At 55.5% G+C, this 13,855-nt stretch carries 14 protein-coding genes; 7 read left to right on the top strand and 7 right to left on the bottom strand.

The annotated features are described in order from the left end of the window. Positions 1-54 precede the first annotated feature (54 nt). The 5 genes from ftsZ to mutT all read left to right on the top strand — a co-directional run bounded on the left by ftsZ (position 55) and on the right by mutT (position 6,230). On the top strand, positions 55-1,206 hold the full coding sequence (ftsZ, locus tag ACMGGE_RS13080) for a cell division protein FtsZ (RefSeq protein WP_008501978.1): 1,152 nt from the start codon (positions 55-57) through the stop codon (positions 1,204-1,206). A 101-nt stretch (positions 1,207-1,307) separates the two neighbouring features. Then, positions 1,308-2,225: a UDP-3-O-acyl-N-acetylglucosamine deacetylase gene (gene lpxC / locus ACMGGE_RS13075; protein ID WP_010426966.1), complete on the top strand. Its 918-nt coding sequence runs from the start codon at positions 1,308-1,310 to the stop codon at positions 2,223-2,225. A 279-nt stretch (positions 2,226-2,504) separates the two neighbouring features. Then, positions 2,505-3,008, top strand: coding sequence for a secA translation cis-regulator SecM (gene secM / locus ACMGGE_RS13070; protein ID WP_167213990.1), 504 nt, complete (start codon positions 2,505-2,507; stop codon positions 3,006-3,008). Between the two features lie 58 nt (positions 3,009-3,066). Continuing rightward, a complete protein-coding gene (gene secA / locus ACMGGE_RS13065) occupies positions 3,067-5,772 on the top strand; it encodes a preprotein translocase subunit SecA (protein WP_021240521.1) in 2,706 nt (901 codons plus the stop codon). A 56-nt stretch (positions 5,773-5,828) separates the two neighbouring features. After that, a complete protein-coding gene (gene mutT / locus ACMGGE_RS13060) occupies positions 5,829-6,230 on the top strand; it encodes an 8-oxo-dGTP diphosphatase MutT (RefSeq protein ID WP_167213987.1) in 402 nt (133 codons plus the stop codon). Between the two features lie 25 nt (positions 6,231-6,255). Here the strand turns inward: mutT and yacG are convergent, their stop codons facing one another. From yacG to coaE, 3 genes are read right to left on the bottom strand one after another with little or no spacing between them, the layout of a single operon-like run. After that, positions 6,256-6,450: a DNA gyrase inhibitor YacG gene (yacG, locus tag ACMGGE_RS13055; protein WP_023615920.1), complete on the bottom strand. Its 195-nt coding sequence runs from the start codon at positions 6,448-6,450 to the stop codon at positions 6,256-6,258. Between the two features lie 9 nt (positions 6,451-6,459). Beyond that, a complete protein-coding gene (gene zapD / locus ACMGGE_RS13050; RefSeq protein WP_008501972.1) occupies positions 6,460-7,203 on the bottom strand; it encodes a cell division protein ZapD in 744 nt (247 codons plus the stop codon). Then, the gene (gene coaE, locus ACMGGE_RS13045; RefSeq protein WP_420293841.1) at positions 7,203-7,823 is read right to left on the bottom strand and encodes a dephospho-CoA kinase; all 621 of its coding nucleotides are present in this window, start codon (positions 7,821-7,823) and stop codon (positions 7,203-7,205) included. The genes zapD and coaE overlap by 1 nt, the downstream gene beginning before the upstream one ends. 228 nt (positions 7,824-8,051) lie before the next feature. Here coaE and ACMGGE_RS13040 point away from each other — a divergent pair, with 228 nt between their 5' ends. Next, positions 8,052-9,095: a GMP reductase gene (locus ACMGGE_RS13040; RefSeq protein WP_023293282.1), complete on the top strand. Its 1,044-nt coding sequence runs from the start codon at positions 8,052-8,054 to the stop codon at positions 9,093-9,095. A gap of 41 nt (positions 9,096-9,136) precedes the next feature. On the opposite strand, the gene hofC is transcribed toward ACMGGE_RS13040, so the two are convergent. The 4 genes from hofC to nadC all read right to left on the bottom strand — a co-directional run bounded on the left by hofC (position 9,137) and on the right by nadC (position 13,211). Beyond that, entirely contained in the window at positions 9,137-10,321 is a 1,185-nt protein-coding gene (hofC, locus tag ACMGGE_RS13035; RefSeq protein ID WP_414747219.1) for a protein transport protein HofC, read from the bottom strand. Next, entirely contained in the window at positions 10,311-11,693 is a 1,383-nt protein-coding gene (gene gspE / locus ACMGGE_RS13030) for a type II secretion system protein GspE (RefSeq protein ID WP_045907803.1), read from the bottom strand. Before gspE ends, hofC begins: the two co-directional genes overlap by 11 nt. A gap of 10 nt (positions 11,694-11,703) precedes the next feature. Beyond that, positions 11,704-12,141: a prepilin peptidase-dependent pilin gene (ppdD, locus tag ACMGGE_RS13025; RefSeq protein WP_126534281.1), complete on the bottom strand. Its 438-nt coding sequence runs from the start codon at positions 12,139-12,141 to the stop codon at positions 11,704-11,706. Between the two features lie 176 nt (positions 12,142-12,317). Further along, positions 12,318-13,211, bottom strand: coding sequence for a carboxylating nicotinate-nucleotide diphosphorylase (gene nadC, locus ACMGGE_RS13020; protein ID WP_021240514.1), 894 nt, complete (start codon positions 13,209-13,211; stop codon positions 12,318-12,320). Between the two features lie 87 nt (positions 13,212-13,298). Between nadC and ampD the strand changes: the two genes are divergently transcribed. Continuing rightward, a complete protein-coding gene (ampD, locus tag ACMGGE_RS13015) occupies positions 13,299-13,850 on the top strand; it encodes a 1,6-anhydro-N-acetylmuramyl-L-alanine amidase AmpD (RefSeq protein ID WP_223540022.1) in 552 nt (183 codons plus the stop codon). Positions 13,851-13,855 lie beyond the last annotated feature (5 nt).

The raw sequence follows: 13,855 nt of genomic DNA, 5'->3' as shown, positions 1-13,855 counted from the left end.
GAGACCGGAGAGAATTAGCGGTCTCGGGCGACAGGCACAACGGAGAGAGAAATTATGTTTGAACCTATGGAACTGACCAACGACGCGGTGATTAAAGTCATCGGCGTCGGTGGCGGCGGCGGTAACGCCGTAGAGCATATGGTGCGTGAACGCATTGAAGGTGTTGAATTCTTTGCAGTTAACACCGATGCACAGGCACTGCGTAAGACGGCTGTAGGCCAGACTATCCAGATCGGCGGTGGTATCACCAAAGGGCTGGGAGCAGGGGCTAACCCGGAAGTGGGCCGCAATGCGGCTGAAGAAGATCGTGAAGCCCTGCGCGCTGCACTGGAAGGTGCGGACATGGTCTTCATTGCAGCAGGTATGGGTGGCGGTACCGGTACCGGCGCAGCACCTGTTGTAGCTGAAGTGGCTAAAGATTTAGGTATCCTGACCGTTGCTGTCGTGACCAAGCCTTTCAATTTTGAAGGCAAGAAGCGTATGGCCTTTGCGGAGCAGGGTATCACCGAGCTGTCCAAGCACGTGGACTCGCTGATCACCATCCCGAACGACAAGCTGTTGAAGGTTCTGGGTCGCGGTATCTCCCTGCTGGACGCCTTCGGCGCAGCAAACGACGTGCTGAAAGGCGCGGTTCAGGGTATCGCTGAACTGATTACCCGTCCTGGCCTGATGAACGTTGACTTTGCAGACGTTCGCACCGTGATGTCCGAAATGGGCTACGCGATGATGGGCTCTGGCGTGGCTAGCGGCGAAGACCGTGCAGAAGAAGCGGCTGAAATGGCCATCTCTTCTCCACTGCTGGAAGATATCGATCTGTCTGGTGCACGTGGCGTGCTGGTCAACATTACCGCTGGCTTTGACCTGCGTCTGGATGAGTTCGAAACCGTGGGTAACACTATCCGTGCGTTCGCCTCTGACAACGCTACCGTGGTAATCGGTACTTCGCTTGACCCTGAAATGAACGACGAGCTGCGTGTTACCGTTGTTGCGACCGGTATCGGTATGGACAAGCGTCCTGAGATCACCTTAGTGACTAACAAGCAGACTCAGCAACCGGTAATGGATCGTTACCAGCAGCACGGTATGTCTCCGCTGACTCAGGAGCAGAAACCGGCCGCGAAAGTGGTGAACGACCCAACGCCGCAAACGGCGAAAGAGCCAGATTATCTGGATATCCCGGCGTTCCTGCGTAAGCAAGCTGATTAAGAATTGGCTGGAATTAGGGGATTTGCGCTCTTTGTGCTAAACTGGCCCACCGTTAGTGATATACACTCTCGGTTGGATAGTTAATTTGGCGAGATTATACGATGATCAAACAAAGGACACTTAAACGTATCGTTCAGGCGACGGGTGTCGGTTTACATACCGGCAAGAAAGTCACGCTGACGTTACGCCCTGCGCCGGCCAATACCGGGGTCATCTATCGTCGCACCGACTTGAATCCACCGGTAGATTTTCCGGCCGATGCCAAATCTGTGCGTGATACTATGCTCTGTACTTGTCTGGTGAACGAGCATGACGTGCGGATTTCTACCGTAGAGCACCTGAACGCCGCCCTGGCGGGTCTGGGTATCGACAACATTATTGTTGAAGTTGATGCGCCAGAAATCCCGATTATGGATGGCAGTGCTGCACCGTTCGTCTATCTGTTGCTGGATGCCGGCATCGAAGAACTGAACTGCGCGAAGAAATTTGTTCGCATCAAAGAGACCGTTCGCGTCGAAGATGGCGACAAGTGGGCTGAATTTAAACCGTACAATGGTTTCTCGTTGGACTTTACCATCGACTTTAACCATCCGGCGATTGATTCCAGCACCCAGCGCTACGCGATGAACTTCTCTGCTGATGCGTTTATGCGCCAGATCAGCCGAGCCCGTACGTTTGGCTTCATGCGTGATATCGAATATCTGCAGTCCCGCGGCCTGTGCCTGGGCGGCAGCTTCGATTGTGCCATCGTTGTTGACGATTATCGCGTACTGAACGAAGACGGCCTGCGTTTCGAAGATGAATTCGTTCGTCACAAAATGCTGGACGCTATCGGCGACCTGTTTATGTGTGGTCACAATATCATTGGTGCATTTACCGCGTTCAAATCCGGTCATGCGCTGAACAACAAACTGTTGCAGGCCGTCCTGGCAAAACAGGAAGCCTGGGAATATGTGACCTTCGAAGACGAAGCAGAACTGCCGCTGGCTTTCAAAGCGCCAAACATGGTTCTGGCGTAACGGTTCACGCCGTTTCGTAAAAAATCGACTGGTTAACCTGGTACTCTCTCCGACCAGGAAGACCAGTCGTTTTTATTTTTGCCCTTCTTCGTTTGCCCCAGCGTTATCTCTTGTTTGTCTTGCGCAGAAAATGCGTGCGTTAGCTGCATTCTTGACCGTTTTTCCCCGCGGCGGCACCTCATTCCTGCTGATGTGCATTGGCTTTAGTGGTAATATCTGGGCGCTTAAAAAAATAACTTAAAAGTAGCCTGTTACAGGCTGGCTTATGTGGTGGAGCAAGTGAGCGGAATACTGACGCGCTGGCGACAATTTGGCAGACGTTACTTCTGGCCGCATCTCTTATTAGGGATGGTCGCGGCGAGTCTCGGCTTGCCTGCGCTCAGCAACAGTGCCGAAGCGGCGACGCCAGCGAAGACCTCTACCACCAAACACGATCTCAACACGCGGGTTAACTTTACAAACCTCGCGTGGCTTGAAGCCAGCCGCCGCCCGAATTTCTCCGTTGATTACTGGCACCAGCACGCTATCCGCACGGTTATCCGCCATCTCTCCTTCGCGATGGCGCCCCAGGCAATGCCTGTGGCGGAAGAGACGCTGCCGGTGCAGGCCCAGCATCTTGCCCTGCTGGACACGCTTAATGCACTGCTTACGCAGGACAGCCAGCCGCCGGTAATGGTGCGCGAGACGGCGCAACGCGCGCTCGTTCCTCCTGTTTCATTCTCTGTCTCAACCTGGATTAGCCAGGTTCACGGCATTCGCGCCGGGCCTCAACGCCTCAGCTAAATTAACTTTTTCAATACCTTAATTTATCTGCCCATGATGGGGCGTTTGAGAATTTATTATGCTAATCAAATTATTAACTAAAGTTTTTGGTAGTCGTAACGATCGTACTCTGCGCCGTATGCGCAAAGCTGTTGCCGTCATCAACGGTATGGAACCGGCGATGGAGAAGCTCTCTGATGATGAGCTGAAAGCGAAAACGGCGGAATTCCGTGCGCGTCTGGAAAAAGGTGAAACCTTAGAAAGCCTGATCCCGGAAGCGTTTGCTGTCGTGCGTGAAGCAAGTAAGCGCGTGTTCGGCATGCGTCACTTCGACGTTCAGCTGCTGGGCGGTATGGTGCTTAACGAGCGCTGCATCGCGGAAATGCGTACCGGTGAAGGTAAAACCCTGACCGCAACGCTGCCGGCTTACCTGAACGCGCTGACCGGTAAAGGTGTTCACGTCGTTACCGTCAACGACTATCTGGCGCAGCGTGATGCCGAAAACAACCGTCCACTGTTCGAATTCCTCGGCATGACCGTCGGCATCAACATGTCCGGCCTGCCTGCGCCAGCCAAGCGTGAAGCGTATAACGCGGACATTACCTACGGTACCAACAACGAATACGGCTTCGACTACCTGCGTGACAACATGGCATTCAGCCCTGAAGAGCGTGTCCAGCGTAAGCTGCACTATGCGCTAGTGGATGAGGTGGACTCCATCCTGATCGATGAAGCGCGTACCCCGCTTATCATCTCCGGCCCGGCTGAAGACAGCTCCGAGATGTACCGTAAAGTCGACAAAATCATTCCACACCTGCTGCGTCAGGAGAAAGAAGACTCGGATACCTTCCAGGGTGAAGGCCACTTCTCCGTTGATGAAAAAGCGCGCCAGGTGAACCTGACCGAACGTGGTCTGGTGAAAATTGAAGAGCTGCTGGTTGCTGAAGGCATTATGGAAGAGGGAGAGTCTCTGTACTCCCCGAGCAACATCATGCTGATGCACCACGTGACCGCCGCGCTGCGTGCCCACGCGCTGTTCACCCGCGACGTCGACTACATCGTCAAAGACGGCGAAGTGATCATTGTCGATGAGCACACCGGCCGTACCATGCAGGGGCGTCGCTGGTCTGACGGTCTGCACCAGGCTGTAGAAGCCAAAGAAGGCGTGGATATTCAAAACGAAAACCAGACGCTGGCGTCTATCACCTTCCAGAACTACTTCCGTCTGTACGAGAAGCTGGCGGGCATGACCGGTACTGCCGATACCGAAGCGTTTGAATTCAGCTCTATCTACAAGCTGGATACCGTGGTTGTTCCAACCAACCGTCCGATGATCCGTAAGGATATGCCGGACCTGGTGTACATGACCGAAGCGGAAAAAATTCAGGCGATCATCGAAGACATTCGCGAGCGTACTGCTAAAGGCCAGCCGGTTCTGGTGGGGACCATCTCCATTGAAAAATCCGAAGTGGTTTCTCACGAGCTGACCAAAGCGGGCATCAAGCACAACGTACTGAACGCCAAATTCCACGCCAAAGAAGCGGATATTGTTGCGCAGGCAGGTTATCCGGCTGCGGTAACCATCGCCACCAACATGGCGGGTCGTGGTACCGATATTATGCTGGGCGGTAGCTGGCAGGCCGAAGTGGCTGAGCTGGAAAACCCAACACCTGAACAGATTGCGCAGATCAAGGCCGACTGGCAGGTGCGTCACGACGCGGTGCTGGCATCCGGCGGTCTGCATATCATTGGTACCGAGCGTCATGAATCGCGTCGTATCGATAACCAGCTGCGTGGTCGTGCGGGTCGTCAGGGGGATGCCGGTTCTTCCCGCTTCTATCTGTCGATGGAAGATGCGCTGATGCGTATTTTCGCCTCCGACCGCGTGTCCGGCATGATGCGCAAGCTGGGCATGAAGCCAGGCGAAGCCATTGAGCACCCGTGGGTCACCAAAGCGATCGCGAACGCCCAGCGTAAAGTGGAAAGCCGCAACTTCGATATTCGTAAGCAACTGCTGGAATACGATGACGTGGCTAACGATCAGCGTCGTGCGATCTACACCCAGCGTAACGAACTGCTGGACGTGTCCGACGTGAGCGAAACCATCAACAGCATTCGTGAAGATGTGTTTAAAGCCACGATTGATGCGCATATTCCACCGCAGTCTCTGGAAGAGATGTGGGACATCGAAGGCCTGCAGGAACGTCTGAAAAACGACTTTGACCTCGATCTGCCTATCAAAGAGTGGCTGGATAAAGAGCCTGAGCTGCACGAAGAGACCCTGCGCGAGCGTATCTACGAAACCGCGCTGGATGTTTACAAGCGTAAGGAAGAGGTTGTTGGCGCTGAGATGATGCGTCACTTCGAAAAAGGCGTGATGCTGCAGACGCTGGATTCCCTGTGGAAAGAGCACCTGGCGGCGATGGACTACCTGCGTCAGGGTATCCACCTGCGTGGCTATGCGCAGAAAGATCCGAAGCAGGAATACAAGCGTGAGTCCTTCTCCATGTTTGCCTCTATGCTTGAGTCGCTGAAGTATGAAGTGATCAGCACCCTGAGCAAGGTTCAGGTGCGTATGCCGGAAGAGGTAGAAGCGATGGAGCAGCAGCGTCGTGAAGAAGCCGAGCGTCTGGCACAAATGCAACAGCTGAGCCACCAGACCGACGACAGCGAAGCTGCAGCGGCGATCGCCGCGCAGACTGGCGATCGTAAAGTGGGTCGTAACGATCCGTGCCCGTGTGGCTCCGGTAAAAAATACAAGGCGTGCCACGGGCGTCTGAGCTAAATTCATAAAAAATAAAAAGGCGCAGACATCTGTGCCTTTTTTATGGAATTAACAATATGAAAATACTGCAAATCGCCGTCGGGATTATTCGCAACCCGCAAAACCAAATCTTTATCACCCAGCGTGCTGCCGACGCCCATATGGCGAACAAATGGGAGTTTCCTGGCGGAAAAATTGAGGCCGGTGAAACGCCGGAAGCGGCGCTGGTTCGCGAGCTTCAGGAAGAAGTCGGGATCACCCCGCTTGGCGCAACGCTGTTTGATAAGCTCGAATACCAGTTCCCGGACAGGCACATTACGCTGTGGTTCTGGCTGGTGGAAAACTGGGAAGGTGAACCCTGGGGAAAAGAGGGGCAGCCGGGTAACTGGGTGGCGCTTCAGGCAAGTGATGCCGAAAAATTCCCGCCAGCCAACGAGCCTGTGATCATGCGGCTCGTTGCACAACCGAAGGCCTGCTAAGCGACGCGCCAGCAGGCTTTACAGATTACTGCTGATTTTCACTCCAGTCGTCGCTGTCCGAGAGATCGCCTTTACTCGGAATACGTTTCTCTTCCGCCGCCCATTCGCCCAGGTCAATAAGCTGGCAGCGTTTGCAGCAGAATGGGCGGAATGGACTCACTTCGCCCCAGACAACGGTTTTGCCACAGGTAGGGCAGTTTACGGTGGTGACATCAGACATCGGCACTCCTTAACAACAGGCCAGTTCAAAATCGAGGCGTTCCGGCACGGTGCCATTTTCACTGTCCAGCGGCATAAAGCGAATCGCAAAGCGGCTCTTATGCCCGGAAATTTGCGGATAAAGCTGTTCGCCAAGCGATAAATTCAGGCGCAGAAGATCGGCATCATCACCGTTGTCCTGGTAGAAACCATTCAGGCTGGTTTGCTTGCGGAACGGCGCTGAGTTACGGATCAGATCGAGGATCAGCGACAGCGTCTGGTGCATCGGCTCCAGGCTTGCAAGCCAGCTGTTCACCTGCGCGTCACGCTGGGCTTGTGGCATATGGAGCCACATATGCAGCGTCGGCAAGTCGAAGCTGCAGCAACCGCCAGGGATGCTCAGGCGCTGGCGCACCAGGCCAATCAGGCGGTCCTCACGCAAAAACTGCCCGACGCGCGGTGCAGCCATCAGGATGCTGCTGCTGGTTTTAAGCTGCTGGCGAAGGGAATCGATACGGCTTACATCCACCCCCGGAACCTCAGCCCATGCCTGTAACTTACGCTGCTGGCGCTCCAGCTCTTTAAGCAATTCTGTGCGGACATCGCCGCGTTCAATCACATCCAGCAGATCGCCTACATTGCGGAAGAAATGCAACGCCGTAGCGTGATCGTTAACCGGCAGATGTTGTGAAAGCTGCTGAATGAGGAATTCGATGCGCAGCCAGGTACGCATTTTTTCATTGAGCGGATGCTCAAAAAGGATGTGTGTCGACATTATGGTTTTTCCTGTGCAACGGCCTGCGCGGCAAACGTCAGATACTGCGCGTGCAGACGGGCAACATCCGATGCAATGGCATCTGGTGCGCCGTTATTATCAATGACATCATCCGCCACGGCAAGGCGCTGAGCGCGCGCGGCCTGAGCGGCAAGAATGTGTTCAGCATGCTCGCGCGAGACGTGGTCGCGCGTCATGGTTCTCTGGATTTGCGTTTCGGGGGTGACATCAATCACCAGCACCCGGTCGGCTTTCTTCTGCAGCTGATTTTCAACCAGCAGCGGAACCACCCACAAGACATAGGGCGAGCGGGCCGCGGCGATCTGACGCTGCGTTTCCTGGTGGATGATGGGGTGGAGAAGGCTATTAAGCCAGGCTTTTTCCGCGGAATCGGAAAAAATGCATTCGCGAAGCTGGCGGCGATTCAGGGTGCCATCGGCATTGATGATGGCCTGACCAAAGTGTTCTGCGATGGCCTTTAGCGCGGGTGTATCGGGCTCTACCACCTGGCGGGCAATAATATCGGCATCGATAATCGTGATACCCAAACGAGAAAACGCGTCCGCAACGGTACTTTTGCCACTACCGATGCCGCCGGTTAATGCAACGATATACCCCATTAAATAAAATCCTGGGAATTATTCATTATAAAAATCAGTTGATTAAAAATCACAGATGCGCCAGTCACTGTTTAGCCTTGTTTACCGGCTTTTTACCAGGTAAATTTATAGGATTGTAGCGTAAAAAAAGAGAATTTCGCAGTCTTGCGGAGCAGGTATTAGTGCGTATGATAGCGTCACTGGAGTTGTGCTTTTAACATATTTGCCTCTAACCCCAGGAATCCGCACATGCGTATCGAAGAAGATCTGAAGTTAGGTTTCAAAGACGTTCTTATCCGCCCTAAACGCTCTACACTGAAAAGTCGCTCAGACGTTGAACTCGAACGTCAATTCACCTTTAAGCATTCCGGTCAGACCTGGTCTGGCGTGCCGATCATCGCTGCCAATATGGATACTGTGGGAACCTTTGAGATGGCAACCGCGCTGGCACAGTTCGATATTCTCACCGCGGTTCACAAACATTACAGCCCTGAAGAGTGGGATGCGTTTGTTGCGTCCGCCTCTGCTGATGTGGTGAAGCACGTGATGGTCTCCACCGGCACCTCCGATGCGGATTTCGAGAAGACCAAACAGATCCTGAAGGCTAACCCGGCGCTGAACTTCGTTTGTATTGATGTGGCGAACGGTTACTCCGAGCACTTCGTGCAGTTCGTCAGCAAGGCGCGTGAGGCCTGGCCGACGAAAACCATCATCGCGGGCAACGTGGTGACCGGTGAAATGTGTGAAGAGCTGATCCTCTCCGGTGCCGATATCGTGAAAGTAGGGATTGGTCCGGGCTCCGTATGCACCACACGCGTCAAAACCGGCGTCGGTTATCCGCAGCTCTCTGCCGTCATTGAATGTGCCGACGCGGCGCACGGACTGGGCGGCCAGATCATCAGCGACGGCGGTTGCACGATGCCGGGTGATGTCGCAAAGGCCTTCGGCGGCGGCGCGGATTTCGTGATGCTTGGCGGTATGCTGGCAGGCCATGAAGAGAGCGGTGGTACCGTCGTTGAAGAGAACGGCGAGAAATTTATGCTGTTCTACGGCATGAGCTCTGAGTCTGCGATGACCCGTCACGTCGGTGGCGTGGCAAAATACCGCGCGGCAGAAGGCAAAACCGTGAAGCTGCCCCTGCGCGGCCCGGTTGAAAACACCGCACGCGATATCCTCGGCGGCCTGCGCTCTGCCTGCACCTACGTGGGCGCATCCCGCCTGAAAGAGCTGACAAAGCGTACGACGTTTATTCGCGTTCAGGAACAGGAAAACCGCGTATTCAATAGCCTGTAATGGCTTTCGCTGGCGCATGCCCGTGCGCCAGCCCTGTTGTACTATCCCGCGCTCATCGCATCTCCCAGGTGGAATATCGGCAGGTACATGGCCACCACCAGCGTACCGATAATGACCCCCGTCACAATCAGTAGCAGCGGCTCCAGAAGCGCCGCCAGGTTATCTGCTCGTTGAAAGGTCTGTTCCGTGTGATGACGGGCAAGGTTTGCCAGCATGATGTCCAGCGCACCTGACATCTCACCGGTTCGTAAAAGCTGAATACAGAGCGGGGTAAACAATGCCGCCTTCTGAAAGGATGACCAGACGGGTAGACCCTTTTCAATGTCCTCCCGCACGTTGCGAAGTATCCCTTGCCAGTACCGGCTCTCAACGGTTTCTTCTGCACTCTCCAGACCCTGTAAAAAGGGGATGCCTGCCTGTTGCGTGAGTGACAGCACGGTAAAGATGTGTCCCAGCTTTTGGCCTTTTGCCAGTGCGCCCATCACGGGCGTCTGCATCAGGATTTGCTGCCAGCGAGGGTTCTGCCGCAGAGCCCAGGCGACGGCAAAGGGGGTTAGTAGCAGGGCGAACAACGCGAGGGCATATGACTGCATAAAGGCGGCCATTCCCATGACCATCTGTGTCAGCACGGGAAGCGGGGTATTAAACGTTTTGTAGATCGCAGCAAACTCGGGCAGGACCAGGGTGACCATCGCCAGCACAACCACTACAGCCAGCGTCAGGACGATCGCCGGGTAACGCAGCGCTTTTTTCACTTTTGCACTGAGCTGCTGCTGCGCTTTTTGTTGCTGCGCGAGCTGACGACAGCACGCCTCCAGCTTCCCTGTCAGCTCCCCGGTCTTCACCATCGAGACATGCAGCGGGCTAAAAACGGCTGGCCACTTTTTTAGCGACGCCGAAAACGGGCATCCTTCACTGAGCTCATCGGCAATGCTTTGCAGCAGCGCCTGCCACGGTTTTAACGGATGCTGCTCTGCCAGCATTTGCAGACTGTGGGATAATGTCAGTCCAGCCTGCAGAAGCGTGGCGAGCTGATGAAACATCTCGTCGCAGTGGTGTTGCCGCCAGCGGTGCCGCTGCGCGCATCGGGTTAGCGTCAGAGGATGGAGGTCGTTACGCATTAGCCGGGTGAAGGCCGCATTGCGGTCCGTGGCCCACAGTGTCCCGCTTCGGGGTTCTCCATCTTTGGTGAGCGCACGCCAGCGCCAGAGATGATTAGCCGCCATTGGGCATTCCCAGGACGCGCAGCAACTCTTCAATCGTGGTTAGCCCCTGTTCGACGGCCATGCAGCCGTGTTCAAAAAGAGAAATCATCCCTGCCTGGCGGGCGCTCGCCTCGATGACGTCTGTTCCCGCCCCGCTGGCAATGGCCTGCCGCAGGGCATTGTCGATCCCAAGTACTTCAAAAATGGCCACGCGGCCATAAAAACCGTGGTAACAGCGCTCGCAGCCGGTAGGCTGCCAGCGTGGAAGCGGTCTGGGCCATACTGATCGAGGTAAGTCCGTATGCTCCCCGCTTTTCTGTCGGCAGTACGGGCACAGACGTCGAACCAGTCGCTGGGCAATCACCATCGTCAGCGCGGAGGAAATCATCCAACGTGCGACGCCCATCTGCTCCAGGCGAACCAGCGTTTCCGTCGTCGAGTTGGTATGCAGGGTCGACAGCACCAGGTGCCCGGTCTGGGCAGCATTAATGGCAATCCCGGCCGTTTCACCGTCACGGATTTCGCCGACCATAATAATGTCGGGATCCTGACGCAGCAGCGCCCGCAGCACGCTCTGGAAGGTTAAACCCGCCCGGGGATTAATCTGCGTCTGGTTTAATCCGGCAAGGGGGATCTCAATAGGATCTTCGACGCTGCAGATGTTGACGTCAGGGGTGTTACGCGACTGCAGCGCGCTGTACAGCGTCACGGTTTTGCCGCTGCCGGTAGGCCCGGTGACCAGAATCAGCCCCTGCGGCTGGTGGAGAACCGCATTAAAACAGGCCAACTGCTCAGCATTCATGCCAAGCGCTTTCGGCTCAAGGGCCTGCGGAACCTGCTGCAGGAGACGCAGCACAATTTTCTCGCCGCCGCTGCAGGGAAGCGTCGCGATCCGAAACGAAACCGGCTCGTTGGCCAGTTCAATCGTAAACTGGCCGTCCTGGGGTAAACGGCGCTCAGCAATATCCAGGTTACCCAGCACTTTTAAACGCGCGCTGAGCAGGTTAGCCAGTTCCGCCGCAAGCGGAGGCTGCGGGCAAAGTACGCCGTCGATACGTAAACGAATCTGGCACGCGTGCTCCATCGGTTCGATATGAATATCAGAGGCGCGCTGGTTAATTGCCTGCTGCAGCGTGTGGTTGAGGATATCTACCGTTGAATGCGTTTGCGAAACACCGGGCAGATGCGATTGTGACGTGAGCTGCCGGTGTTTTTCCATGCGCTCAGCGCTCCAGCACTCAATATCAATCCGTTTCTGAGTCGCGAAACGCAGCGCCTCCATGAGTTCGGCCGCGGGGTTACCCACGACGGCAATGCTGACCATTTCACTGTCGCTGGTAAGCAGCAGTGCGTGATGGCGAAGACAAAGCGCCACGAGTTGATCGGTCTTCATTTTTCGCTCCTCAGTTATTGTCGAAGCGGAAAACGTCTTCGCAGGCCTGCTTCAGGGCGCTATCAGCGCTGATGTTGCAGAGACGCGTCCAGCCCGTCATACCGTTAGCGTCGTTCCACTGCGGCGTCATGACCACTTCCAGCCCGTTAAGACTTTCCTGTCCTGTTAAGGTCACGACCCCTTTCGCTACGCTCATTCCCGACACGTAGCGTGTCGTGGTGGGGGAAGGGATGCCGTTGCTGCCGGCATCGCAACTCTCCACGCCCCCGTGATCCAGCGCGCAAAGCTCAATGGCGGTGCGGTAGGGGACGAAGGTTTGCAGCATATCGGTCAACGCCGCTTTGCGCAGGTAGTTCTGATAGGCAGGTACGCCGATGGCGCTCAGAATCGCAATAATGCCGATGACCACCATCAGCTCAATGAGAGTGAATCCGTGTTGTCTGTTCATATCTGCTCCTTACGTTAAGTGGCGCTACTCTGTCAGCGCGAAAGGGCAGAAACGAGGGGCAAAAAAAGGAACGGGAGAGCGCATTCAGAGAATTTATGCCGCGTTGCAGGGAGGAACAGCGGATTTGCGAGCGGGACTGAAATTCCCCTCTCCGGGCGGAGAGGGGAGAGGAATGACTATTTAAAACGCATCGAGAGGTCGAGAGCGCGAACGTGCTTGGTCAGCGCGCCGACGGAGATGTAATCCACGCCGGTTTCGGCAAATTCACGGATTGTTTCGAAGGTGACGTTTCCGGACACTTCGAGCTGGGCCCGGCCGTTGGTCAGTTTTACCGCCTCGCGCATTTGCTCGGTTTCGAAGTTATCGAGCATGATGATATCGGCCCCGGCCTTAATCGCCTGCTCCAGCTCGTCCAGGTTTTCCACTTCCACTTCAACCGGCACGTCCGGGTGCAGCCAGAAGGCCTTCTCCACCGCCTGGCGCACGGAGCCCGAGGCAATAATGTGGTTCTCTTTAATCAGAAAAGCGTCGGACAGGCCCAGACGATGGTTTGCGCCGCCGCCGCAGAGCACCGCGTACTTCAGCGCCGTGCGCAGGCCCGGCAGCGTTTTGCGGGTATCCAGCAGCTGGGTTCGGGTGCCGGCCAGCAGGTCAACGTAGCGGCGCACTTCACTGGCAACGCCAGAGAGCGTTTGTACAAAATTGAGCGCGGTACGTTCGCCGGTCAGCAAGACGCGGGAGGGGCCGTCCAGCTCGAACAGCGGCTGATTTGGCGTGACGCTATCGCCATCTTCCACGTGCCATGTTACCTGCACATCATCGCCCGCCAGTTGGGTAAAGACCTCTTCAACCCAGCGCTTGCCGCAAAAAACACCCTCTTCGCGGGTGATAATGACCGCGTGGGAGCGTGTCTCTTTTGGCAACAATTGTGCGGTAATATCTTTATCGGCATTGACGTCACCGCCCAGGTCTTCTTTCAAAGCATGGGCAACGCTTGCCGGAATATCCATATTAATACGTTCCAGAAGCGCTTCACGTCGGTGGTCGGGGTTGTAGCGGCGAGGCGGCATGATAAAACTCCAAATTGGTAACGAATCATAATATTGAAACATGCTACTCTGAACCGAGTAACAGCACCATACATAAGGAGTTCCAGCATGTTGTTAGAAAACGGATGGCTGGTGGATGCGCGGCATGTGCCTTCGCCGCACCACGACTGCCGCCCGGAGGATGAAAAGCCCACACTGCTGGTGGTTCATAATATTAGTCTCCCGCCGGGGGAATTTGGCGGCCCGTGGATCGATGCGTTATTCACGGGAACGATTGATCCCGATGCCCATCCTTTCTTTGCTGAGATTGCGCATCTGCGCGTGTCGGCTCATTGCCTGATTCGTCGCGATGGTGAAGTGGTTCAGTATGTTCCCTTTGATAAGCGCGCCTGGCATGCCGGGGTGTCGATGTATCACGGGCGCGAACGGTGCAACGATTTTTCTATCGGGATCGAACTGGAGGGCACGGATACCACGCCCTACACCGATTCACAGTATCAACAGTTAGCGGCTGTGACCCGCACGCTTATCGGACTCTATCCGGCCATCGCCGACAATATTACGGGACACAGTGATATTGCCCCGGCGAGAAAAACCGATCCCGGCCCGGCATTCGACTGGACGCGGTTCCGCGCCATGCTCACCGCGTCGTCAGAATAAGGAGA

Source organism: Enterobacter sp. BNK-22, assembly GCF_048684805.1.
GTDB lineage: Bacteria > Pseudomonadota > Gammaproteobacteria > Enterobacterales > Enterobacteriaceae > Enterobacter > Enterobacter quasiroggenkampii.
This window is presented reverse-complemented; position numbering and strand designations above follow the sequence as displayed.